The sequence below is a fragment of the Microcystis sp. M31BS1 genome, assembly GCF_020245285.1.
In the GTDB taxonomy this organism is placed as follows: Bacteria; Cyanobacteriota; Cyanobacteriia; order Cyanobacteriales; family Microcystaceae; genus Microcystis; species Microcystis panniformis.
This window is the reverse complement of record NZ_JADBVE010000169.1, coordinates 1-26,083: the sequence shown is the minus strand read 5'-3', so window position 1 is coordinate 26,083 and position 26,083 is coordinate 1. Positions and strand designations below refer to the sequence as shown.

Genomic DNA, 26,083 nt, shown 5'->3' with positions numbered 1-26,083 from the left:
TTGGACGTTATCAAATGAAACTGAAGCCCCTTGCTGCACCAGATTATTGGGATTTTCCCTCAACCCCTGATCAAACCTGTTTGGTGACCGATGATGGTTCATCTACTACTGCCCAAGTTGCTCAAAGTTTGCTAAACCAAGGCTGGCAAGTTGTGGTTCTCAGTTTCCCTCAATTCCTTATTCCTGTGCGTTCTTCTCTTCCTGCGGGGGTTCGACATTTTGTTCTCAATCATTTAAGTGAAGAACATTTACAAGCACAATTGGGAGATATATTTAAAACTTGTGGACTGATCGGCACATTTATTCATTTACATCCTCTCTCTCAGGGGTTTAATCAAGATCAAGAGACTTCAATTAACACCGATCAAGCGATTGTTAAACAAGTGTTTTTACTAGCCAAACATCTTAAATCTTCTCTGACGCAAGCGGCCAGTCAAGGACGCAGTTGTTTTCTCAGCTTAACCCGTTTAGATGGAGAATTTGGTCTCAGTGGAAAACGAGAATTTAGCCCTATTAGTGGCGGTTTATTTGGCTTAACGAAAACCTTAAATCTAGAGTGGGAATCGGTCTTCTGTCGCGCTCTAGATATTAGTCCCGACTTAGATGAAATGACAACGGCTCAAATTGTTTTAGCTGAATTGCATGATCCTAATAGCTTAATTCAAGAGGTGGGTTATACCCCAAAAGGTCGAATGACTTTGACTTGTGAATTAGCTTCTTTGAGCAGTAATTAGGGAAAAGTTAATAGTTAGAATAAAATTAGCTGGGCGCGAGCATTGCGCCCCTACAGAATTATATTTATTCAAATAAATTACGGTATAAATTCTGATTTTTAGCTAATATATACTAACTATTAAATATCAACTATCAACTATCAATTATCAACTAACACGGTATGTTCCCCATGATTAATGATACTCAACTTAATTCATCTTCGGTGGTTATTGTCAGTGGTGGTGGCCGAGGAATTACGGCTCAATGCGTTATCTATTTGGCGCAACAATATCATTGTAAATTTATTTTATTAGGTCGTTCGCAAATTTTAGATCCTGAACCTGAATGGAGTCTTTCTTGTCAAGATGAATCTGAGTTAAAGAGGCAAATTATGCAACATTTAGCAACTCAAAATGAAAAACCAACTCCGAAAAAAGTTCAAGCACTGTATCAACAACTCTGTCAAAGTCGGGAAATTAAGCAAACCTTATCAGAGATTGAAAAAGTAGGAGGAAAAGCCGAGTATTGCAGTGTTAATGTTACCGATTCACAGCAAGTAAAAGCAACTTTAAGACCGATTATTCAACGTTGGGGAGAGATTACGGGCATTATTCATGGTGCGGGAACGTTAGCAGATAAATTAATTGAAAACAAAACTGAACAGGATTTCGATAAGGTTTATAGTGTCAAAATTGATGGGTTAAATAGTTTATTAGGTTCCCTAGAAGTTAACCGATTAAAATTTATTGCCTTATTTTCTTCTTTTGTTTCATTTTATGGCAATATCGGTCAATCTGACTATTCTTTAGCTAACGAAATTTTGAACAAGTATGCTTATTTACTTCAACAAAAATATCCTAAATGTCATGTGGTTTCTATTGGGTGGGGTCCTTGGGATGGGGGAATGGTGACACCACAGCTTAAACAGTTGTTTGAGCAGCAAAATATTAAGGTTATTCCTCAACAAACAGGGGCGGAAATGTTAGCAGAAGAATTAACCCAAACTCAAGCTAAAACCCCTCAAATTATTGTGATGAGTAACCCTATTTCTCCTTCTCCTAAACTGGTTACACCGCAAAAGCATAGTTACCGTTTATATCGTCGGTTGACGTTACGAGGAAACCCTTTCGTTTATGATCATGTCATCGGGGGAAATGCAGTTTTACCCGCAATGTGTGCCTTAGCATGGATCACTAATAGTTGCGAACAACTTTATACAGGATATCATTTTTTAAGTTGTCATAACTATCAGGTGCTTAAAGGAGTTGTTTTTGATAAAAGTTTAGCTAATTTGTATTGTTTGGATCTGACTGAAGTTGATAAAACAGAAGATGAAATTAAATTTGAAGCCTTAATTTGGAGTGAAACCGCTAAAGGAATTCCCCTTTATCATTATCGGGGGATTATTAATATTACTAAACAAGTAATAGCTGAGAGAAAACTTGAGGAAAGTATTCAGCCTGTCACGGAATCTTTCCTTAATTTACAACCCTATCAAGCAGGAGTTCTTTTTCATCAGCCCAGATTTCAAGGAATTAAGAAAATCTTAGAAATTAATAAAAACGAACTTGTTTTTAACTGTTACTTACCTCGAATTTCTGCACAAGATCAAGGACAGTTTAGCGTTCAATCCTTTAATTCTTATACGGCTGATCTCTTGTTTCAATGTCTTTTAGTTTGGGTCAGAAAACACTACAATTCCGGTAGTTTACCCCTAAAACTAAATGAGCTTGAGCAGTTTAGTTCCCTCCCTTTTAATCAAGAATTTTGGATCAAATTATCCATTAATGAACATAGTGATACTAAGGTAATTGCTAATGCACTTGCTTATAATTCTCAAGGGAAAATTTATTTAGAAGCAACTAATATGGAGGTTACTTTGAGTTCTTGTCTTAATGTTTTGTTTCTTAATAATACGGTGAATTCATCGAATACTGTTTGCTTGTAATTTTTTCTCAATTGATACCCTATTTACATTTTCACAGGAGATATTATGAAACCTTCCAAATTAGCGATCGCTGGACTAAGTGGCTTCTTTAATCAACTGTTAACCAGTCAACAACTATCAGCTTTAATTTATCAAGGAAACTCCCTTGATTATTCTAACAAACCGATTAGTGATAATTCTTGGTCTATCCTATCAAAGATGTCTGATCAAGGGTTAAAAGATTGTAATTATAAGATAGGAAAAAAAGTTGCATTAATTACTGCTAATAATATTAGCAACAATCAAGAAACTGAGCTTAAACATATTAGTTATCAATTGGAAAGATTATGGAATTGTTCCATGGTTACCTTTCAATTAACACAAGTATCTGATTCTTTATTAAAGTCTCTAGAATTAGCCCAAATTCTCTTAACTGCCAAAGAAGTTGATACAGTTATTATTAGTGCGCTTAATAGGAATTCTGAGTCTATTATTGGCGGAGCTTTAATACTCAAAGATTATGAAACAATCCCAAACAATAATAATACGCTTTTTTACGGGGTTATTGATAGCTTTAGTAAAATAGTTAACCCCTTATCTTCTCCATCAGTTGCGATTAAACAAAGTTGTCAGCAAGCATTTAAAAATGCTAAGATTCACCCCTCAAATATTGGTTATTTAGCTGTTTCCTCAAGAGAGATAGATCAAGGGTTATTAGAAGCTTATTATGCTAATCATAATAACCTAACTTGTGCAGTTGGAATAGTCCAAGAGAATAATAATAACTTAGGGATAACTGAAGATTTAATTAGCTTAATTAAAACAGCACTTTGCTTAAAAAATCGTTATCTTCCTGTTTCCGCTCAACTGTTAACTTCTAATCTTACTCAAGAATGGCAAAATAGTCCTTTTTATCTACCTGATGTATCGCTTCCTTGGTTTCTTGAAAAAGGACAAGAAAAACGCTATGCTGCGCTTAATTTAGTCACTCAAAACAATACTTATAGTCATTTAATTTTATCGGAAGCAGCTCCTCAAATTACACCCAATAATGGCTATTTACCCTATGCACCATTTTATCTATTTCCCCTCGCTGGAAATGATAGTTCATCTTTACAAAGTCAGCTTGATAACTTAACCCATAGTATTGAAAACAGTTTCTCCTTACCCCATCTTGCCAAAGAGAATTTTATTCAGTTTCAACAGAATTCTCAGTCTCCTTATGTTGTAGCAATTGTTGGGAATAACAAAGAAGCTTTGCAAAAGGAAATTAAACAGGCTAAAAAAGGAATTGATCAAGCCTTTCACACAGGAAAGCCGTGGAAAAGTCCCCAAGGAAGTTATTTTACCCCTAAACGGTTAGGAAAAGTGGGTCAAGTCGCTTTTGTTTATCCGGGTGCGTTTAACTCCTATTTAGGAATGGGAAGAAATCTTTTTCAATTATTCCCTAAATTATGGGAGAGAGCAGAGAGTTTAATTAGTGATCCTGCTACCTTTTTTCAAGCAAACTCTCTTTATCCTCGCCGTCAATCTCCCCTTTCTAAACAAGACTTAGAAACCCTAGAAACTCAATTCATTGCTAACCCTTTATCTCTCTTAGAAACGGGAACGGGTTTTGCGGTTTTATTCACCGAAATTATGCAGAAATATTTTAAAATTAAACCTGATGCTGCCTTCGGTTATAGCATGGGAGAAAGTACCATGATGTATTCATTAGGAGTCTGGCCAAATGCGGATCAAGGAAGTCGATTTGTTCATTCTTCTCCCCTATTTAAAACCCGTTTAATGGGAGCTAAACAAGCCGTTGCAGAATCTTGGGGTCAACCGATAGATGAAAATTCATGGAGTAGTTATGTTTTAATGGCTACAGCTGAAGCAGTTCAGGAATGTCTAAAAACAGAAAGTAAGGTTTATTTAACCCATATTAATACCCCTCAAGAAGTTGCGATCGCAGGAGATTCTCAAGGTTGTTTACGGGTGATTGAAAAATTACAATGTGATCGGTTTCGTTCGCCTTCTGATATGGTTTTACATTGTGAAGTTATGCAATCAGAATACAATGAGTTTCTTAAGCTAAATACGGTGACAATAGGAACACCACCTGATACTATTTTTTATTCCTCTTCTCATTATGATTCTCTGGCCTTAGAACAAGAGAAAATTGGTGAGCATTTAAGTCAAGGAATGTGTCAAATGTTAGATTTTCCTCGCTTAATTGAACGCACTTATCAAGACGGGGTGAAAATTTTTCTAGAATTAGGATCAGGAGGAAGTTGTTCTCGTTGGATATCGGAAACTCTTGGTCAAAAAGAGCATCTTGCATTGTGTATTAATCGTCGAGGTGCTGATGATTTAGCGACCATTATTAAGACGTTAGCACAATTAGTCAGTCATGGGGTAGAACTAGACTTATCTCCTCTTTATTTAACAGATGAAGCAGAAACCTTAGAGGCGATTTTTAAGACAGTGTTAACCACAGCATCCCAACCCAATATCGAACCCCAAACCGAGCAACAAAATTCAATTATTCGAGAAAATACTGCTTCTCAAAAAGTCGCTGCTTTAGTCGCTTCTTCTACTCAAACCCTTTCCCAAGTTCCAACCATTTCTACAGTTGATCATTTAAGAACAAGCGTTATTTCTTCTCATCCTAAAAGCGTTAGACCTTGTTTATTTGATCAACCTGAAATTCTCGAATTTATTGAAGGTAAAGTCTCTAAGGTTTTTGGTCAAGAATATGAACCCATTGATCATTATACCCAACGAGTCAGAATGCCGTCTCCTCCTTTTTTGTTCGTCAGTCGGGTGACTCAATTAGAAGGAAAATTAGGTGATTATAAATCAGGTTTCATCGAAACAGAATATGATGTACCAGAAGATGCTTGGTATGCAGTAGATGGTCAATTAACGGTAGGAATTTGTAAAGAAGCTGGTCACGGACTCCTGATGCTATTAAGTTATATCGGGACAGATTTTGAAAATCAAGGAAAACGCTCTTTCCGTTTATTAGATTTATCTGCAACCTTCTTATTTGAACAACCTGAAAATGTTAAGTTGTTACGGTGTCGAGTTAAGATCACCTCTTCGGTTAAAACTGATGATAGCTTATTAATTTTCTTCCAAGGAGAGGTGTTAATTGGGGATCAAGTTTGGATGAAACTTCATGACGGTTGTGCTGGACTCTTTTCTGATGAAGAATTAGAAAAAGGACAGGGAATTGTGCTAAAAGAGGCTGAAGAAAAAGAAAAAAACTTGATTAAAAGACAACAGTTTACTCCTCTTTTAACTTGTTCTAAGTCATTCTTTAAAAAAGAAGAACTTCTTAATCTAAGTCAAGGCAATATTGAGGCTTGTTTAGGGAAAAACTATCAACAAAATGGCTTAAATTCTTCCCTCAGATTACCCCCAGAAAAACTCTTAATGTTAGAGAAAGTGATGATGGTAAATCCTCAAGGAGGAATAGCTGGACTAGGGTTAGCAGTGGGAGCAAAACAGATCACTCCTGAGGACTGGTATTATTCTTGTCATTTTAAAAATGACCCCACTTTACCGGGGAATTTAATGATTGAAGGAAGTATCCAACTGGTGCAATTTTATTGTTTATGGTTAGGGTTACAAACTCACAGGAAAGATGCTCGTTTTCAGGTGATTCCTAATCAAACCCAAGCAGCCCGTTTTCGGGGACAAGTGACTCCCCAACATGGAACTTTAATGTATCAAATGGAGGTGTTAGAAATTGGACTTTCTCCTCAACCTTATCTTCTGGCTAATGTGGATGTTATTTTTGGCGGAAAAACCATTGCTACTATTAAAAATATTGGTGTTCAACTGGTAGAAAAAACACACACCATTCCCAGTATTTTCCCACCCATTGAGTCAGGAACATTACCCCATATTTCCCAATTATCAAAACAGTCATCGGTTTTATTTAATGAAAACCAATTAAAAACCTTTGCTAAAGGATCAGTGGCTGCCTGTTTGGGATCAGAATTTGACATTTATGAAAATCGTCAATCGGTTCGTTTACCTAACGGGGAGTTTCAGTTAGTCAGTCGGGTATTAGACATCGAAGGTAAACGTCATGAATTGCAAAAACCATCGGAAATTATTACCGAATTTGATGTCAAAGAAAATGCTTGGTTTTATAACCATAATGCCTATCCCACTTTGCCCTACTGTACTTATATTGAAATTGCCGGTCAACCTTGTATTTTCTTAGGGGTTTATATGGGAGCAACTTTATTATTCCCAGAAGATGATCTTCATTTTCGTAATTTGGATGGACAGGGAACAATTCTCAAAGAAATTGACCTCCGTAATAAAACCATTACGGATAAAGTTCGTCTCCTTTCTACCACCGCTATTCAAGGGGCAATTATTCAAAAGTTTGAGTTTGAGTTATCTTGTGAAGGTGAGCCTTTTTATCGGGGAAATATGGTCTTTGGAGACTTTAGCACAGCCGTGTTAGCGAATCAAGTGGGACTTGATGGTGGAAAACGTCTTAAACCTTGGTATCAACTGAATAATTTATCCGATTTAACCCTACAGGAAATTAATTTACAAGATTCCTTAACTCACCAAACCTTCTATTCAGTAAATCCTGAAAAACCCCATTATCGTCTTTCTCAAAATTATCTTGATTTTATCGAAAAAGTTTTCCTAATTCAAGATGGGGGTAAGTATCAAAAAGGATATATTTATGCCAGCCAATCAATTACTCCCGAAGATTGGTATTTTCCCTTCCATTTCTATCAAGATTCCGTGATGCCTGGTGCCTTAGGCGTTGAGTCTATTCTTCAAGCTATGCAAACTTATGCGCTGCAATTAGACTTAGGCAAATCTTTCAAAAATCCTCGCTTTGGTCAAGCCATTAATCATCAAATCACCTGGAAATATCGAGGACAAATTACACCCGAAAATCGTTTAATGTCTTTAGAAGTGCATATTTCCGATATTCGAGTCGAAGATGATGTAATCACAATTATCGGAGATGCCAGTCTTTGGAAAGAAGACTTAAGAATTTACGAAATTAAAGACATCGCCCTGTGTCTATTAGACAGTGAAGAGTGAACAGTTAACAGAGACCAGTGTATCTCGACTACTCGGTTAGTGCATTAACCATCGAATTGGGATAACCCCAGTTACCAGTGAATAGTAAACACCCATCTTTCTTTTCCGTCAGTTTAAAGTCAACAACAATGGAGAAATAAACCCCATGTTAACTAGCCATAACCCTCTTACTAGCTCCCCTAAACCATCTATCTCCTTTGATAGTGAAGGAATTCGAGAAAAATTAGCCAATTTAGAGCAGCCTTGTTATGTATATGTCAAAAATAACCAGATAGGACTTTCTCACGAACCTAATGCTGATATACTGCCCCGTAGCATGATTAATGCCCTATCACCCCAACAATTAGGCGATCGCGCTTTTTGTGACTTTCATGGTTTAGACTATGCTTATGGGGCGGGTGCAATGGCCGGGGGTATCGCTTCCGAAGATTTGGTGATTTCTCTGGGAAAAGCGGGATTTTTAGCCAGTTTTGGGGCAGCCGGGTTAGTTCCCCAACGGGTTGAAAAAGCCATTCACACCATTCAAGAAGCTTTACCCAATGGACGATATGCCTTCAATTTAATCCATAGCCCCTCAGAGGAAGCCCTAGAACGGGGTTCAGTGGAACTTTACCTCAAATATGGGGTAAGAACTGTTGAAGCCTCTGCTTACCTAGATTTAACCCCCCATATTGTCCGTTACCGAGCATCAGGATTACATCTAAATTCTCAAGGCGATATTGAAACCCAAAATAAGATCATTGCCAAAATTTCTCGGACTGAAGTTGCTCAGAAATTCTTAAAACCTGCTCCCCCTAAACTGCTGAAAGCTTTAGTTGAACAGGGACAAATTACAGCCTTACAAGCAACTTTAGCTGAAAAAGTTCCTTTAGCCGATGACATAACCGTTGAAGCTGACTCTGGTGGTCACACAGATAATCGTTCTTTGGTTTGCCTTCTCCCTTCTATTATTGCCTTACGCAATGAGATTCAACAGCAATATCAGTATGAGCGTTCTATTAGAGTGGGGGCGGCTGGTGGGATTAGTACCCCAGAATCAGCCTTAGCGGCCTTTATGATGGGAGCAAGTTACATTATCACAGGTTCTGTGAATCATGCTTGTATTGAAGCGGGAACATCTGAACATACCAAACAATTATTAGCCCAAGCAGCAATGGCCGATGTGGTAATGGCCCCTTGTGCTGATATGTTTGAAATGGGGGTGAAAGTTCAACTCTTAAAACGGGGAAGTTTATTCCCCATGCGCGCGCAAAAATTATATGATTTGTATCAAACTTATGAGGGAATTGATGCCATTCCGACCGAGGTTCGTCAAACCATAGAAAAGCAAATTTTCCAAAAACCATTAGAGGCCGTTTGGCAAGAAACCCTTGCTTATTTTCAAGAGCGAGATCCCGAACAAATTGAACGAGCGAATAATAATCCTAAACGGAAAATGGCTTTAATTTTTCGCTGGTATTTAGGGCTTTCTTCTCGTTGGTCAACCAGTGGAGAACCGCGACGAACTATGGATTATCAAATTTGGTGTGGTCCGGCGATGGGTTCATTTAATGATTGGGTTCGAGGATCTTATTTAGAATTTTCCGAAAATCGCAAAGTGGTAGATGTAGCAACTCACATCATGCGCGGTGCAGCTTATCTCTATCGTCTGCAAAGTCTGAAGTTACAGGGGGTTAATCTTCCGTCTCCCTATCATTTTTATCGTCCCACGCCTCTTTAAAAACCGCCTTATGAACTTTGTTCTGGAATTTTCCCATGATGACTAAAAATGCCAATTCTCCCTTTTCTGTTGGACTTCCCGCCCTTTATTTAGTGGCCTTTTTATCGGGAATTTCCCTAGGGTTATTTAACCCCTTTATTTCTACCCTGATGAAAGAAAAGGGTTACGACAATATTGTTATTGGGGCAAATTCTACTCTTTACTTTTTTGTCATTGCCGCCGGAACACCAATTGTGGCTAGTATTCTTCGCCAAATTGGATTAAGAAAAACCATGATGTTAGGATTCCTTTTAATGGGAATAACTGCTCCTCTATTTGCCTTTACTACTCAATTATCTTTTTGGTTTATCATTCGTGGTGTTATGGGTTTGGCCTGTTGTTTATATCTGATTTCTGGACAAACCGCTATTAACTATTTTTGTAATGATCAAAATCGAGCCATGGTTAATGGTTTAGATGCTTTAGCTTTTAGCTTAGGTTTTGGTATCGGTCCGATTATGGGAGCAGTCGCCTATAATCTTTCTCCTAAGATCACTTTTTTATTAGGAAGTGGCTTGATTTTAAGTGGAATTGTTGTTGTCTTTTTTGGATTACCAGAGAAAACGGTTAAGTTTCAAAAGCCCAACTTTAGCATTATTCAAAAGCTCAAACTTCCCCTACAAGGAGCTTTTGCTTATGGCTTCAGTGTTGCCACCTTAGTTTCTCTTTATCCACTTTTTTTACTCGAACAAAACTATGGTATTGAGCGCATGGGTTTAATCTTTGGCTTGTTTATTTTAGGCGGATTAATTTCAACCGTTCCTATTACTCATTTAGCCGATAAGATGGGTAAAGTTAAGGTTTTAGTCGGTAGTGTAATTATTGTAATTGTTTCAGTTTTTGGCTTATCTTTAATCGAAAATCCCATGATTACCCCCTTTTTAGCTTTTGTCTCTGGGGTAGGAATGAGTCCCATTTTTCCCTTATCATTAGCCCTGATTGGTTCTACCGTTACCCTTAATGAATTATCCTCCGGGAGTGCTGTCTTTACCTCAATTTATAGTGCAGGTTGTACCGCCGGTCCCATTCTATCAGCTATTGTCATGACCATGATGGGAACTCGGTATATCTTCTCATTAATGTTAGTCATTTTTGTCTTATTTTTGCTGAGTTTAAGTCAGTCCCAAAAGTCCCATCCTCCTGACTATCAACATTCTTCGGAGAATAGTTAGGAAAGTTTCTTCAATTTTCCCCCCACTAATTAAGCCACTTCACAATTTATTCAAGGACAAAATCATGGAAAAATTAGCAATCATTGGTTCGGGTATTTCTGGCTCTCCCATCGCCTATTATCTTCAAGATCAATATGAGGTTGATGTCTATGAAAAAAGTAGTCGTGTCGGCGGTCATGCTCACACCTTAGATTTGGATGAGGATGGTCAACGGATTTCTTTTGATACGGCTTTTGTGGTTTGTAATAAACCTAATTATCCCAACTTGATGAAATTTTTTGCTGATTTAGGAGCAGAGACTCAAGATCATTTAGGCGGATTTAATTTTTATAATTTGGATACTGGAATGCAGTTTAATTCCCTAGATCTAGAACTGCCGATGGAAGAATTCGCTCGTCAGCAACCTTCAGAATTAGTCGCTTGTTATCAAGAAGCTAAACGTTTTTTCTCAGAAGCACGGGCTGATTTTTGGGAAGGAAAAACGAGAATTTCTATGCAAGAATATCTAGATAAAAATAACTATAGCCAAGCCTTTCGAGATAACTTTGTCATGCTAATGGGATCAGCCGTTTGGTCAATTCCTACTGATTTATTAATGGAGTTTCCCGCTTCAACTTTTATCAGCTTTTTTATGACTCATGACCAAGACGGTTTAGGGGGAAAAACGGTCGAATGGCAAACCGTTAAAGGGGGAAGCAGTCGTTATGTTGAAAGGGTCAAAGATGCTTTAAAGAAACCCATTCGCACTGAACAAGAAGTGATTTCCGTTAAAAAAAGAGAAGACGGAAAAGTAACGATAAAAACGACCACAGATGAAGAAGTTTATGATAAGGTGGTTATGGCTACTCACGCTGATCAAGCGTTAGGAATACTTGCTGAACCAACTGAATTAGAACAAAACATACTAGGCTGTTTTAAGTATAATGAAACCGCCGTAACTGTTCACACTGATCCAGTTATTATGAACCCCGATCGCAGTAAATGGCAATCCTGGAATTATGGGCAAGTAACTAAAGAAGGAAAGCTTTATACTTATGTCACTTATTATGCCAATAAAGTACATAATTTTACCGCCAAGAAAGATTATTTTGTTTCCTTAGATACCCCTCCCATTGCGGTTGATGAAGATAAAATTATCCGCATTCTTAAGTATCGACATCCAGCTTATGACATGAATACTCTAGAAGCGCAAAAACAAATTTATCAACTCAATGAAACCGGCCCTATTTACTTCTCAGGGACTTATTTTCACATCAAAAAACGAGGCATTGATTCCTATGGCTTTCATGAAAGTGGCATCGGTTGTGCAGTTGAATTAGTTGAACTTTTGAGAAAAGGATAATGTTTTGCAAAATACAGAATCAATAATCAGCAACTATACTCAAGTATTTTTCTTGACTCTTTTGAGTAAATTTAACTACAGCTAACTGTTAGTTCCTTAAAAGAAGTTGAAAAATTCTGATCTTTTCTGAAACCTCCTTTGGGTTAGAGAAAACATTCTTGACTACAAACTCTAAAAAATTGACACAGGAGACTTAGACAATGCTCTCAAAACATCTAGTAACTCTATTAGGATTAACCTCTGTAATCGCTCTTAATCCCGTTCTTCCGGTACAAGCTGAACCGCAAGTTTATTTAGAAGTTGAGGGAAAAGAAAGCCTAGAACTAAATACTAATACTTTAGCTATTTTAGAAAATATTGGATTAACACTGAGCAATGTTGAAAGTACCGCAACGCCTGCCCCTGGCTTTTCCATTGGTTCTATTTTATTGCCTCCCAATTCTGACCCCAATGTTCGAGGAACGACTTATACTTTCCTCTATGATGATGACCCTGTTCTTTATGTTCCCTTGGGCGGAACAGAAGAGTTTTTAGGAACGTTTACCTTTGAGGTAGATACCACCAAGTTGAATGGACTAGGAACACAATTCACGATTGGCAATTTTTCCAATTCTTTTGACGAAGATTTTAATTTTTTTGTGACTGATACAGCCAATACAGGTTTGCAAGTCTTTGATGTTGCATCATCAGGTATTCCTAATATTGATCTTAATACTCTGACTTTCGTGCTTGAAGGAATTGAATTATTCTTTTCTCAAGAATTCAGTGACTTGTTAGTAAATGCAGGGGCTACTCAGTCAGTAGCGGGATTAAAATTCATTGATGGTAGAGCCGATCGTTCTTTGATGTTAGTCTCTGCTTCAACTCCTGAACCCTCATCAATTTTAGCTCTAATTCTGTTACCAGGAGGCGGTATTATTGGCGGAATTAGACAAAATCAAAAAAAATAAGTAGTTAATTTTATTGACTTAAAATCAGTTGAGGTAATTTTTGCTTAATCTAATCCTCAGTAACAAACAAAGAATCTACAAATTGTGCCAAAGATTCTCCATTTTGCTGAGGAATTTACCATTTTAAACTAGATATAGATGATGTCTAGATAGGGTTGGCTGAATAAATCTAAAAACCTTGTTGGATAATATTTTTAGGCTTTTTTGAAATCAAAAAGTGCCAGCCATTGGAGGGATCGGGGGGGAAATTTAGGCTCTTCTCGACTTTCTGTGATAATTTTTGCTTATGGAATCGTGAAATGTTTACTGAGAAAGACTTTTGGGACTATTTTTCTGAAGAAACTATCATTATAGACCTCGTTTCCACACAGAAACCAGAAGAGCCAACTTTAGGCACTTTTTCCCTGAAAATTAGGTAATTGACCCCCTGAAAATCGGTAAAACCCTACACCCTATCCCCCACACCCCACACCCTACTCCCACCGAAAAACTTTTTCAGCAGACCCTAAATGCAAGGCTCGGGAGACAAATCCCAATCCGTTCAGGATAATCGCTTTCACGACTTGCCCAGCTGTGACAATTTCTCCTGGAACTCATTGATACTTGTTCGTTAATAATTTCAACGATTCCTATTTCATCTATAATTCCAGCTACTAATCCTAGATGGTCTAGATTTTTAACTTGAATTTCTGTTGATTAAGTCATGGTCGAACAGCCCACTCGCCTCAGTTTTCCAAGAATATGACGGTTAAAAACGGCGATTTAACTCAATTGAGGTAAATTACCGAAAAAATGCCGATCATCAACCTGAATTCTCAAAAACTGGTTTAAAATTGATTCATAATTTCCATATAAATATGTTCTAACTGTACGGTCTGACGGGCGATAGAATCAATATTAATGCCATCGAATGCCTGAATAATCTCGCTTAATTCTAGATGTTCATCTAACCAAAAAGCTAAATCTTTACCGTAAAATTTGGGAGTAAATCCTAATTGTTTCCCTCGATTAATTGCCGCTTCTTGATCCTGGGTATCCATGATAATAATTTCCTTAGCAGGAATGTGCTGACGCAGCTGATTTAAATTACCTTCGGCAATAATACGACCTTGTTTTAAAATGCCGATACGTTGACAGAGACGCTGTGCTTCATCGAGGAGGTGGGTAGTTAATAAAATTGTCATTCCCTGTCGCCGTAATTCTCCGATTAAATCCCAAATTTCATAGCGAGATTCGATGTCTAAACCAGTAGTTGGTTCATCGAGAATTAATAATTTTGGCTGATGAACAATAGCCACGGCAATATTCATCCGGCGCTGCATTCCACCGCTTAAAGTTTCCACCGGACTACGGGCGCGATCGAGCAAATTTACTGCGGATAAACTGCTTTTAATCCGATGACGACGCTGGGGGCGATCGAGTCCATAAATCTGAGCAAAAAAGTTGAGATTTTCCTCACAAGTAAGGGATTTGTACAATAAATTTTCTTGTGGGGCAACCCCAATTAATTCTTTAGTAACTCTCGAAATTGGCAAATAATTAAAGGTAATTTCTCCCGATGAGGGTTTTAATAAATTACAAATTAAGTTAATAGTGGTGGTTTTTCCCGCACCATTTGGACCAAGTAAACCGTAAATTTCCCCCGCTTCAATATGAAAGTTTAATTGATCTAATACTAAGCGTCTTCCGTAATTTTTTTTGACATTACTAATAGTCAGCATTTTTAAAAAAGTAATAAGGATAGTCAGAAGTCAGGAAGCAGGATTAGGGAGTGTAAGATATGGGAAGACAAATCAATAAATACTCTTGCCTTTTCTAACTGATAACTGATCACTGATAACTGATAACTGATAACTGATCACTGATTTACAATCGGCGTTCAAGGTTTAACATTTGTCGATAGGTAAGCCAACCACCTGCTACCATAGCTAGAGCAAAAAGACAGAGAAAGCGAAAATGAGAGCTAATATCTTGGAGATTTTCGCCCTTTGCCCAAACAGCAATTAAAGCTTCATTCATGTGGTAGATCGGGTTATATTTAGCCAGAGATAGAATATTGTCGGGGAATAAAGCAGTCGGAAGAAAAACGCCGCCTAAAATTAATAAAGGAACCCCAAAAGTTCCCACCAAAGCATTAACATCTTCTGTTCTTTTCGCCAGTTGAGTACCGAGGATAAATCCTAAACCCACATAGGCGGTGATACTAAGAAAAATAATTAATAATTCTAGAGGAATTGAGCCTTTAAAAGTGGCTCCATACTGTTTAGCAATAGAATAAACTAAAACTGTCTGACAGGCAGCAATCACACAATGGGCGAGAAAAATGCCGATAAAATAGGAAACACCGCTTAAAGGCGATAAAAATAACCGTTTAATCGTTTGTTGTTCCCTTTCTGCTACTACCGTCGCCACGGTTCCCCCCAAACAACTAAAGAAAAGTGCCGCCCCGACGAGGGTGGGAGGAGTAGCCAGAGCCATTGCCTCAGCAAGCTCAATTTTGCCTTTTTCTGCCATAATATAGCCATTTAAGAGCAGGACAAGGATCGGGAAAATGCCCCAGAGAATTAAGCTACGCCCGCGCCGGATTAATTCCACTAAAATTCGTTGAGCGATCGCTAAAATTTCCTGCCAATATTTCATAGAATGTTAGTGTAATTGTTTCTCCCTGTAGAGAAATGAGTTTTTCTACTTTGTGACTTAGGCTTATTGTAAGTGTTCCAGAGCTTGATCGGCACGCAATCTTACCACTATTTCCGCTTCTGTCTCCCCAATCTGTGCTAAAAGTTCCCGAATCGCCCTGCGAAATGCCGCCGCCGCAGTTCCTAATCCCTCCAATCCGACGATCGCCGCATATCTAACCACCCACTCTGGATCCCCTTGCAAAAGTTTCTCCAGTGCCGCAAAAACTGCTTTTTGAGCCTCAGAAACCCGACTTTCCTCCAAATCAGACCAAATTATATTTCCTAAGCCTCTAGCCGCCCCTCGCCGCACACTAAAGGAAAAATCACTCACCGCCGCCTCAAGTAATAAGTCCAATCCTCGCACATCGCCAATTCCCGCTAGGGCGCGGGTTGCCCAAGCTCTTGCCCCATAATTATAACCGTCTAGATTGGCCAGTAAATAGGGAACCGCCGCTTTGCCGATGGCGATTAAACCATCCACGGCTGCGACGGAGGCACCGGGGTTATTATATCTCAGGACATCGGTGAGGGTAGGTATTGCCGCCTCACTTTTGGCGGCAGCTAGGTTTTCCACGGCGGTTAGTAAGTCATTAGCTGAGTCGGCTTTTTCGACGGCAATAATTAAAGTTTCAACGGTGGGAAGCATTGGTTATTAGTAGAGGGGATGAGGGGTTGGGAATTATGAATTATGAATTATAAATTATGAAGTGGGAAGAATAAATAAAAATAATCTCCTGACGACTAATTCTTATCTCCTAACCCCACCAACAAACTCTTAAAGATAATTTTATCGCCAAACTTTTTTCTGTAAAATCTGACTAATTTCTTGGGGAAAAGGACAATCATCCGGAAAGTTAAAGGATTGATAATCGGGGTTATCTCGCAAGCTTTTTAAAGCCGTGGCATAGCAATCTAAAAATACTTGATCCCAGTAGGGTTTTAAACTAGGAGAATCGATCAAAAGTTCTTCTAGTTCCCGTTGACTGCGCCTAATAGTTTCTTGCCAACCTCGATAATCCTCAACGTAATCAGTATAGCAAAGTTTGAGGCATTGTTCTAAGATGGTGGTTAACCGGTTGCGGAGTTCACGTTTTTGACGTCTGCCCAAACTTTCTATCTCCTCGAGCAAGTTTTCCCAGTCAACTTTATCAAAGTTTTTTTGTTTTAACAGAGTGATTGTCTCGTTTAGCCAGCCGATATAATCGGTTTGAATTAGCATAAAACCTCTGGATTTTATGAGTTTGAATTTAGATAAAAAATAACCAATTATTAATTACAATAAACTATCCATTAAAGTGAGAATTTCGGAGATATTTTCGCCCCTAGAATTAGTTTTTAGATGGTTTTCTAAAAGTTCCTTGAGAGCAACCAGTTTCAGACTATTTTCCGCCAGAGTATTAGCGATCGCAGGGGCGGCCGGCAGATAACCCGTAGCGCCCAAATCCATTAAAGCAGAACGACGCAGCTGTAATTCTTCCCCTTGCAAGGCATTAATCAGAATATCGCCATAGTGGGGGTTAGCCGTGAGTTGATAGAGGGCGCGGGCAGCCGCATAACGCACTTTTTCGACGAAATGGGTTAAAAACGGTTCGATGAGGGGAATCGCTTCCGTCGCTTGCAGGGTTCCCAAGGCTTCGATAATCGCTTCGTAGGGTTGGACTAAATGGGGTTTTCCCGCCACTAAAACAGCCACTTCGATGCCACCCTCTAATAGTTTCTTTAAAGGTGCGATCGCGCTTCGATCCTGAAGCATTTCCAATGCTTGGGCCGCCGATTCACGCACATAATAATCCTCGCATTCGAGACAGGCAATCAAAGCGGGAACACAACTGAGATCATCTAATTTCCCTAAAGCACTGGCGGCATTGCGTCGCAGGGGATAACCGCCGTCGGGAGTGCGATCGCTTTCGTCCTCTAAAGCGGCAATTAAGGCCGAAATCGCCTCCGGTTGACGAACACGAAATCTACCCAACCACCAAGCAGCATAATAACGCGCGCCTAGGTCTTCTCTTTGCTGGATATTAGCGATCGCTTGTTCAACGGTATAGGCCGGATTATCGACGGGAGGAGAGTAAGAATCGCTCATAGACAAGTGAAAATGGGTGTGGGGTGTTGGGGAAGTGGGGAAGTGGGGAAGTGGGGAAGTGGGGAAGTGGGGAAGTGGGGAAGTGGGGAAGTGGGGAAGTGGGGAAGTGGGGTGTGGGGAAGTCCAGTAATAAATAAAAGCTGCCTCCTGTCTCCTGTCTCCTGCCTCCTGTCTCCTGACTCCTAACTCGGAAAATACTGACTCCTGACTCAGTTTTTCATAGTTGCCGCACCCTTGCCAATACCAGAATAAATTAAACCCCGTTGAGCATCGAGACTAATGATCACCCCTTCGCGGATAATTTTCGTGGCATCTTTAACCCCGACAATCACAGGAATACCCAATTTTAAACCGATAGTAGCGGCGTGATTATTCATCGCGGTATCTTCGGTGATAATTCCGCCAGCTTTCCGCATCATATCCACATATTCGGCGCTGGTGATGGGAACGACTAAAATCTCCCCGTTACTAAAACTACCCACTTCTCGGGCATTATGGGCCACTCGCGCCCGGCCACTGGCTACACCCTGGCCGATACCCGTACCCTTGCCCAAAAGGGATTTTACCACTTCCACTTTAATTAAATCCGTGGAACCGGCCACCCCTTGCAGAGTTCCCGCCGTCATCACCACTAAATCACCATCCGCTAGGAGGTTATTTTCCTGGGCAAGATTCATCGCCACTTGAAAAGTTTGGCTAGTGGAGGGCAAATCGAGCAATAACATCGGTTTTACGCCCCAAACTAGCTGTAACTGCTGTGCCACTTCTCGATGGGGAGTAACGGCTAAAATCGGGGTTTTTGGGCGAAATCGGGAGACATTACGGGCAGTAGAGCCGGTTTTTGTCAGGGTAATAATTGCCGCTGCCCCCAATTGTTCGGCAATTTGACTAACTGCCGAGGAAATAGCGTTAGGAATCGATTGTTTATTGTTAGAGCGAGCGGCACTATTGATCTGTTCCCGTTCGATCCTTTCGGCAATGCGGGCCATGGTTGCCACCGCTTCGATGGGATAATGACCCACAGCCGTTTCATTGGAAAGCATGACCGCATCAGTGCCATCTAAAATCGCATTAGCCACGTCCGAAACCTCGGCGCGGGTGGGACGAGGATTACTGGCCATACTGTCAAGCATTTGAGTGGCGGTAATAATCGGGATACCTAGCTGATTAGCGGTGTTAATCAGGCGTTTTTGCAGGATTGGCACGTCTTCGGCGGGTAATTCTACTCCTAAATCTCCCCTAGCCACCATAACACCATCACAGAGGGATAAAATTGCCTCCATTTCCTCGATCGCTTCGTGTTTTTCAATTTTAGCGATTACGGGGATAGATTTACCCGCACTGGCGATTAATTCTTTAATTTCGAGGATATCTTGGGGATTACGCACAAAACTAAGGGCGATCCAATCCACATCCCACAGCAGTCCGAACATTAAATCTTTTTTGTCCTTATCGGTTAAAGCTTTCACCGACAGATAGACGTTGGGAAAATTTACCCCTTTATTACTGGATAAGACACCCCCAACCACTACGCGACAGGAAAGATCACCTTTCAAACGATCCACCGATTCCACCCGCATTTCGACTTTACCATCATCGAGGAGAATTCTCGAACCTTCTGGGACTTCTTGGGCCAGCGAGGGATAGCTAATGGAACTGATTTCCTGATTACATTCCACATCCCTAGAAGTAAGGATAAAATGTTCCCCCGGTTTCAGGGTAATCGACCCACAGGCAAATTTACCTAAACGAATTTTTGGTCCCTGTAGATCCTGAAGGATGCCAATCGGTTGATTGAGTTCAAAGGCTAACTGACGGATCAAGTTAATGCTGTGACGATGGTAATCGTGATCGCCATGGGAAAAGTTTAATCTAAATGTCGTCGCCCCCGCCTTGATCATCTGACGTAATGTTTCCTTATTTTGCGAGGCTGGGCCAATCGTGGCCACAATTTTAGTGCGACGGGGGAAAGACAGAGAGTGCATAGATAAGCAACTAAATGGGCGAAGTAAATATAGCAGCGTTTGGTACGCTTCGCTCATCTTCTCATAAATGGTTATATCCAGTGAAAAGTTAAAAGTAAAAAAACGGTGAGATCTACAAATCCCACCGTTTTAGATTGTTTAATCAATCAACTTAGCTTAGAAACGGAAAGTTGTCCGGATGACACCGACCACAATGGAGTTACCATCGTTGTTAGCGTTGAAGACCGCATAGGCACCGGGGGTAATCAGGATGTTTTTGGTGACTGGGAACTTATACTGAGCTTCTACCATGTAAGAGGTGCTGCTTTCTTTATCGGAACGGGGTACTTGACCACCACCTAAAGAGAAGGCCGCACCTTCGGCAAAGAGGTCGAGGACGGAAAGATTAAGGTTCCAAGACCAGATACCAGTGTTATTGTCTCCGATCGCATTATTAACACCAGTGGCCGAGGCATTGGCATAACCCCCCCATGCCCCTAGATTTAAGACTCCCGGGATAACCTGGGCGCTCGCTTGAAGACCGAAACGGTCAGCTACAGTAGCAACGTTACCGAAGGGACGCTCAGTCAGAGGGCTGCTGACGTTACCGAATAAACCAGAACTCATACTAGCCGCAGTTTGATAACTGCGAACATAGACGAAGTTAATATCGGCAAATTTGATGAAGGAGAAACCAACCTGAGCACCCGCACTGTAGGAACCGTTAAATAAACCGCTACCCGGGTTAGGATTGCTGGCACCATTAGTCCCACCCTCAGCTAGGTAGGTTCCTGTGACTTGGAAAACATCCCCGATATTAAATCTGACCGCCGCACCAACACCGGAAGGACCACGGAAAACGATGTTATTGTAGCGTTGACCGCGAGATAAAGCACCTGTACCGCTATCGGCGAGGAAGGGGTTAGCCGTAATAAAAACGTCATCTAGGTTTAACTGGTTAGCACCAACCCAAACGGTGATGTTACCGAAGGGAGTACCGATGGGAGCGCGGTAGAACAAGTCATCGATGGTGACATCGTTGTCACGACCATCATCGTATGCTAGACGGGTCATGTTGGTTCTCGTCGGACCGTTTTGGTTGAAGGTATTGTTAAAGTTACCTGCTTGTAAACGGGTTCTTAACAAATCTTTACCGGTGAAACTGGTTTCAAAGTTGAGACGAACCCGATTATTAAATACTGTTTGAGTTTCATCTTGATTGCTGCCCTCAGTCACCGTACCGTCGGTATTTCTAATGGAAGCTTGACCACCCCAGCTATCGGCGATACTGAATATCACCTCACCTCTGAGTTTGGTGGTGGTGGAAAATTGATTGTTTTCCAAGAAAGCAACGCGCTGTTCAAGGTTATCCACTCTAGCTCCTAAAGCCGCTAGTTCGGTTTCAAATTCTTGAACAAGACGTTTTAATTTATCGATATCTTCTCTGAGTACACCCACGCCATCTTGAATTAAACGTTCCATGACGTTTAAACAAGCGTTTAAACCTGCGGCAAATTCCCAACGAGTGGTGGCGCGATCACCGCGGAAGGTACGGTCGGGATAACCAACGATACAACCGTAACGTTCCACAAGACTTCTTAATGCCTCGTAGGCCCAAGCGGTGGGAGATACGTCCCGCAGTTGGTTAACGCTAGTCACCTGGGACATGGAACCTTGATAGACACCCGTATTAATCTGCTGACTACTTTGGGCGCGTTGAATGCGATCGAGTTGTTGTTGCGCAGCCGGATCAATTTTCAGTTGAGGTGTCCCCGGCATAGTTTGAGCCACTGCGCTGCCAGCCGCCGCCACGGAAGCCCCTAATACTAAAGGAGTTACCTTGACTAAATTCTTGAATAGTTTTGACATGGGTCAATCCTCACACCTTACTCTATGGATTGAATGGACTATGAATACAAACAGACTATATATTTAGCCTGAATTATACTGATATTCTATGCTAATTCCCCCTTGGCTGGGTTAAGTTAATTTTATGATATGACAGAAAAATTTCTGTCTGCTCTTATTAAAATTAGAACCTACGCACTTGACAAATTAACCATGATGTGCATCGATAAAAATTGGTCGTTTCAGACTTTTGGCGATTAACTTCCCAACGATAGCGATCGCTAAAAAGTGATCAAGAAATCAGGTTAAAATGCCCGAAACCCTTCTAGCACATTTAGTCAATCCTGTCAATAGGCAAAACCTAAAGATTTTATTAAAATCTCAGCCTTTTCAGTTATCAGTGATCAGTTATCAGTGATCAGATGTGAGTTTTCAGTTCACGAGGGACGAATCTAAGACCTAATTAGTTAAGCTAAAAGCTTTGATGTGCTTAGTTTCTAACCTTCTTTTTGGGTAGAAGAATTGTCAGATTCTGTCTTTTGCCTCTTGCCTGTTGCCTCTTGCCTTCAGTAGCTGATTACTGTTCACTGATCACTGATAAAATCTCCCCACCTCCCTAAAAATAAGTAGGTAGGTGTTAAAAACTGTCAGATCCCCCCGCCTATCGGCACCCCCCTTATCAAGGGGGGCAGGGGGGATCAAAGACAAAATCTATCTTCAATTTAATTGTAACCAGCTACTTAGTTGTTTAAACTAGGCTCGATCGAGTAAGTTAGAATCGAGGATGATAGATGGGGTTAGAATATAGCTCGACTCTAGAAGTTAAAAACAGCAAGATTGCTGCTGAAAGCTGACGGCTAATAGCTCACCGCTATAGATAAAGACTCGATTCTTGAATTTAAGCACCGAGAAGGGAGATAAAGATGGTCAATTTTGGGCTGAATTCGGCCAGTATCTTGGGAATTTTTCTGGCAGTGGCCGGAGCCGGGTTATACTTCCTGCGCTCGGTGCGGCCAGAACTTTCCAGGGATCATGATATATTTTTTGCCGCCGTTGGTTTACTGTGCGGTTTAATTCTACTTTTTCAAGGGTGGCGACTGGATCCGATTTTGCAATTCGGACAATTTTTGCTGACTGGGGCAGCGGTGTTTTTTGCCTTCGAGACGGTAAAATTGCGGGGTTTAACCACGGAACAGGCCCGCCGCGGCACGTCTTTTGTGGATGAACGTCCTGTGAGTCGGGAATATCGGGCCGAATTGGAACCCCTCGACACCTACGAACCGGAGGAACGTTACGAAGATAATCCCCGTTTACGCGGTTACGATGATCCCCGATCTTCCCGCACTTCTAGTTATCAGGAGGAGGAACCCCGCAGCACCCGCACCCGTCGGCCGGCCGATACCGGCAGTCGCAAAACCGCTAATCGTCGTCCCCGCAATAGTTCCCCCACTAGCGATCGAGATGTTTATGATCAGCGCCGTAGCGGTGATGATTGGGAAGAAACCAGTTCCCGTCCCCGTCGTCGTCCCGCTAGTGAAGAGACGAGCAGTAAACCACCCCGCACTAGCCAAAAACGTCGTACTCGCCCAATAATTGAGGATGATCCGCCATTTAAAGGGGAATACGTCGATTATCAACCGATCGATCCTAGCGATACGAGCGATCGAGAAGATTGGCAGAGACCGGATAATAGTGAACGGGAGTCGAGTAATGATCATCCGACTAGGTTTGATTATTAAGGAGTAGGTCCAATGACCAAAGCTCCCTTTTTCCTGTTTATCTGCTTGTTTTTAGGGGTTATAGGCGGTTGTAATCTCAATAACCCCGGTTTATCTACAGGAACCCTCAATAGTCGCTATAATGACGAAAAACCTGCCCTGAGCGGTGATGGTCGTTGGCTGGCTTTGCTGTCTAATCGTCGCGGTAGTAATCAGATACTGCTGTATGATTTGCAGACAAAACAATACCAGGCCTTAGGGGGACTATATACGGGTCAAGAAATTACCGATAGCCCTAGTTTAAGCCAAACGGGGCGTTATCTGGCTTATGTGGTGATTATTGAAGGTCGTCCCGTCATCGCTTTATATGATCGCATTACCGATCGCTCTGAGTTATTGAGTCAAAATTATCGCGGTTGGTTGCGAAATCCCCGTCTTAGTCCCGATGGTCGTTATCTTGTCTTTGAGTCCGCTCGTCGGGGACAATGGGATGTGGAGGTTCTCGATCGCGGTCCGAATATCGAGTTAGATATTGCCGATGGCAGTCCCGTTGAAAGTCCCAAACCGTGAAACGTCATTTTTTTATTAGTCTTGTTGCTGTAATTAGTTTGTTAACTGGATGTGCGGGTTATCCCAGTTTATTGTCTTTTCCTTTCGATCGAGGGGGGAGAAGTTTAAATAGTGCTGCTAGTGAATTAACTCCCTATCTTGCCTCTCGCTATCTCGTTTTTGCTTCCGATCGCAATGGTTCCCAAGCTATCTATCTTTTTGATGCTATTGATCGCCGTTTACTGCCTTTACCTGGCCTAAATTCTCTCGATCAGATCGCTTCTAGTCCTTCCATTAGTGAAGATGGTCGTTATATCGTTTTTACTGCTAGTCGTCAGGGAAAAACGACTATTTATCTGTACGATCGACAAACTGAACAGAGAAGGGAAATTGCTCCCGATCTCCTCGCAGAAGTACGCAATCCGATCATCAGTGCCGATGGTTCTAAAGTGGCTTTTGAAGCGGCAAAAAATGGGCAATGGGATATTATGATTTACGATCTATCCGGACGGGTATTAGTCAATGAAAATCAGTGATCATTAGACCTCTTATAAAAATAAAAAATTGTTGTTAGGGTTAGGAGTCAGTAGCCAGTAGCCAGTAGTCCGTAGTCAGGAGAATTAAGAATGCATAATAATCAATTAAATGGTCTATTGACAGATTTTATGCCATTTAATCCTTATTTTTGCCGTTTTTGAGCCATCAAAAATTATCTTAAACCCATAGCTTTTAGTCGATGTTCTAGAAATTGTTTTCCCTGTTTTTCCCCGTCAGCAATCAGACGCTGGATATTGGCAGGAGAGCGATCGAGTTTACTTTCATAGTTGAGACTATTGGCTAATTTCGCCGACATTTCGATCATAGGAATATGATAATTCTGATCGAGATCTTCTGGGAAAGATTTAGGAATTTTTAATGGTTCTGTTAATCCGATCTCGCTCAAAAATTCCTCTTTAAAGGCTCCTTTGAGAAATAATTGATTGAGAAAGTCAATCTGATCGAGACCTTGAAATAGGGAAACATTGCCTTCTAATTCATTACGGCGATCAGCAATATCATCGGATTGCACGGGGATCTTATCTCTGGAGGTGGGATTAATTTTAATTACCCAAATTTCATCGGGAATATTTTCGATTCCAACAAATTCACGGCGAATTAAAGAACGGATGGGGGGATTATCAGAAAATAGTCCATCCCAGTAGGCCATAGTTTCAATGGTGACAGCAGGAAAAATGTTAGGAACACAAGCAGAAGCTAGGATATGTTCAATTTTAACTGCTTCCTGGCGCGAGTTAAATTTACTTAATTTTCCTGTCAGGATATTACAGGCCCCCATTAATAAAATTGGTGGTTCTGGTTTAGCTCCCCAAGTGGCTAATTCCGAGAAGTCAATATGCGCTCTTAGTAACTGATCAAAGTTGGTAAAGCGACTGCGTAAACCATAGGTAGCTATAGAAAATAAGGTTTTAGTAATCGGAGAGGAAGGACTGAGATTATACTGGGGAATTAATCCTTTGCTGGCCAATTCTAGAGCTTTAATAGCTGAGTCATTAAATAGTTGTTCTTGGGGAGTTCGAGCGCTATTATCTTCCCAAAAATCAATCATTCTTTTCCAAACGACGCTATCACCTTTTTTGAGAGCATACCAGGTGAAAAATGCACAGATAGCACCGCCAGAAGTACCACTGAGACTGACAATATTAAAGTAATCTTGCACTTTATTGTCAAATAATGCTTTTAATGCACCGGCAGTAAAAGCAGTTTGACTGCCGCCTCCCTGACAAGCGATCGCGATTTTGGCTTTCATAAATATCCTTATCTCCTGAATGGCTTCTATCTAAGTCCTAAGTAGGGAGGCACAATTATTTGTAGGATGGGTTAGCGGTAGCGTAAACTATGCGGGCGTTGGGTTTCATGCTTCAACCCAACCTACGTTCATCTTATATTTAATTCCACCCACCTACTTAGGGCTTTAATTTAAGGTTAATTGAAAACTTAGAATCGGATGCAAAAATATAGAAAATTTTCTGATTTTCATAGAGCGGCTCGGGAGATGTTGCTATCACTTCTAGAAAAGAACAGGGTTTCAAGGGAATTTTCTAGGTAATTAGCTGAAGCCATCAGCCAGAACAAGGTGATAATAACTAGAACAATGGCTAATTAATCGGATAACTGATAACTGATAACTGATAACTGATAACTGATAACTGATAACTGATAACTGATAACTGATAACTGATAACTGATAACTGATAACTGATAACTGATAACTGATAACTGATAACTGATAACTGATAACTGAT

18 protein-coding genes and 1 pseudogene are annotated in these 26,083 nt (G+C 40.6%); 10 read left to right on the top strand and 9 right to left on the bottom strand.

The features are described from left to right. Positions 1-14 precede the first annotated feature (14 nt). From IM509_RS09795 to IM509_RS09765, 7 genes are all read left to right on the top strand, one after another. Entirely contained in the window at positions 15-734 is a 720-nt protein-coding gene (locus IM509_RS09795; RefSeq protein ID WP_052277693.1) for a Rossmann-fold NAD(P)-binding domain-containing protein, read from the top strand. A gap of 170 nt (positions 735-904) precedes the next feature. Continuing rightward, the gene (locus IM509_RS09790; protein ID WP_072923415.1) at positions 905-2,662 is read left to right on the top strand and encodes an SDR family NAD(P)-dependent oxidoreductase; all 1,758 of its coding nucleotides are present in this window, start codon (positions 905-907) and stop codon (positions 2,660-2,662) included. Between the two features lie 45 nt (positions 2,663-2,707). Next, positions 2,708-7,711 carry a short-chain dehydrogenase gene (locus IM509_RS09785; protein WP_185237613.1) on the top strand — a complete coding sequence of 1,668 codons (5,004 nt, stop codon included), beginning with the start codon at positions 2,708-2,710 and terminating at the stop codon, positions 7,709-7,711. A gap of 145 nt (positions 7,712-7,856) precedes the next feature. Then, a complete protein-coding gene (locus tag IM509_RS09780; RefSeq protein ID WP_185237614.1) occupies positions 7,857-9,431 on the top strand; it encodes a PfaD family polyunsaturated fatty acid/polyketide biosynthesis protein in 1,575 nt (524 codons plus the stop codon). A 35-nt stretch (positions 9,432-9,466) separates the two neighbouring features. Beyond that, positions 9,467-10,642 (top strand): MFS transporter, encoded by a 1,176-nt coding sequence (locus tag IM509_RS09775; RefSeq protein WP_185237615.1) that lies wholly within the window; start codon positions 9,467-9,469, stop codon positions 10,640-10,642. A 64-nt stretch (positions 10,643-10,706) separates the two neighbouring features. After that, positions 10,707-11,984, top strand: a complete 1,278-nt coding sequence (locus tag IM509_RS09770; RefSeq protein ID WP_185237616.1) for an NAD(P)/FAD-dependent oxidoreductase — start codon at positions 10,707-10,709, stop codon at positions 11,982-11,984. A 200-nt stretch (positions 11,985-12,184) separates the two neighbouring features. After that, positions 12,185-12,934: a PEP-CTERM sorting domain-containing protein gene (locus IM509_RS09765; protein ID WP_185237617.1), complete on the top strand. Its 750-nt coding sequence runs from the start codon at positions 12,185-12,187 to the stop codon at positions 12,932-12,934. A 506-nt stretch (positions 12,935-13,440) separates the two neighbouring features. On the opposite strand, the pseudogene IM509_RS09760 reads toward IM509_RS09765, so the two are convergent. The 8 genes and pseudogenes from IM509_RS09760 to IM509_RS09725 all read right to left on the bottom strand — a co-directional run. Beyond that, positions 13,441-13,621: pseudogene (locus tag IM509_RS09760) on the bottom strand (DUF4277 domain-containing protein); the annotation flags it as partial. Positions 13,622-13,761: 140 nt separating this feature from the next. Further along, positions 13,762-14,655, bottom strand: coding sequence for an ABC transporter ATP-binding protein (locus tag IM509_RS09755; RefSeq protein ID WP_185237618.1), 894 nt, complete (start codon positions 14,653-14,655; stop codon positions 13,762-13,764). A 145-nt stretch (positions 14,656-14,800) separates the two neighbouring features. Continuing rightward, a complete protein-coding gene (locus IM509_RS09750) occupies positions 14,801-15,574 on the bottom strand; it encodes an ABC transporter permease (RefSeq protein WP_002774827.1) in 774 nt (257 codons plus the stop codon). A gap of 63 nt (positions 15,575-15,637) precedes the next feature. Continuing rightward, complete coding sequence (cpcF, locus tag IM509_RS09745; protein ID WP_185237619.1) at positions 15,638-16,261, bottom strand: C-phycocyanin alpha-cysteine-84 phycocyanobilin lyase subunit CpcF; 624 nt, start codon at positions 16,259-16,261, stop codon at positions 15,638-15,640. Between the two features lie 141 nt (positions 16,262-16,402). Next, entirely contained in the window at positions 16,403-16,834 is a 432-nt protein-coding gene (locus IM509_RS09740; RefSeq protein WP_185237620.1) for a DUF29 domain-containing protein, read from the bottom strand. A gap of 54 nt (positions 16,835-16,888) precedes the next feature. Next, positions 16,889-17,701: a C-phycocyanin alpha-cysteine-84 phycocyanobilin lyase subunit CpcE gene (gene cpcE / locus IM509_RS09735; protein WP_185237621.1), complete on the bottom strand. Its 813-nt coding sequence runs from the start codon at positions 17,699-17,701 to the stop codon at positions 16,889-16,891. A 209-nt stretch (positions 17,702-17,910) separates the two neighbouring features. Then, positions 17,911-19,686 carry a pyruvate kinase gene (pyk, locus tag IM509_RS09730; RefSeq protein ID WP_185237623.1) on the bottom strand — a complete coding sequence of 592 codons (1,776 nt, stop codon included), beginning with the start codon at positions 19,684-19,686 and terminating at the stop codon, positions 17,911-17,913. 156 nt (positions 19,687-19,842) lie between these two features. After that, positions 19,843-21,534 (bottom strand): iron uptake porin, encoded by a 1,692-nt coding sequence (locus IM509_RS09725; RefSeq protein WP_185237622.1) that lies wholly within the window; start codon positions 21,532-21,534, stop codon positions 19,843-19,845. Between the two features lie 902 nt (positions 21,535-22,436). Between IM509_RS09725 and IM509_RS09720 the strand changes: the two genes are divergently transcribed. Genes IM509_RS09720 through IM509_RS09710 form a run of 3 tightly spaced genes read left to right on the top strand, consistent with a single transcriptional unit; the run spans position 22,437 to position 24,316 of the window. After that, entirely contained in the window at positions 22,437-23,252 is an 816-nt protein-coding gene (locus tag IM509_RS09720; RefSeq protein WP_052277708.1) for a Ycf66 family protein, read from the top strand. Positions 23,253-23,264: 12 nt separating this feature from the next. Further along, a complete protein-coding gene (locus IM509_RS09715) occupies positions 23,265-23,801 on the top strand; it encodes a TolB family protein (protein WP_052277709.1) in 537 nt (178 codons plus the stop codon). Beyond that, positions 23,798-24,316: a TolB family protein gene (locus IM509_RS09710; protein WP_052277710.1), complete on the top strand. Its 519-nt coding sequence runs from the start codon at positions 23,798-23,800 to the stop codon at positions 24,314-24,316. Before IM509_RS09715 ends, IM509_RS09710 begins: the two co-directional genes overlap by 4 nt. Before the next feature lie 173 nt (positions 24,317-24,489). Here IM509_RS09710 and IM509_RS09705 read toward each other — a convergent pair whose 3' ends face one another. Then, positions 24,490-25,587, bottom strand: coding sequence for a patatin-like phospholipase family protein (locus IM509_RS09705; RefSeq protein ID WP_072923420.1), 1,098 nt, complete (start codon positions 25,585-25,587; stop codon positions 24,490-24,492). Positions 25,588-26,083 lie beyond the last annotated feature (496 nt).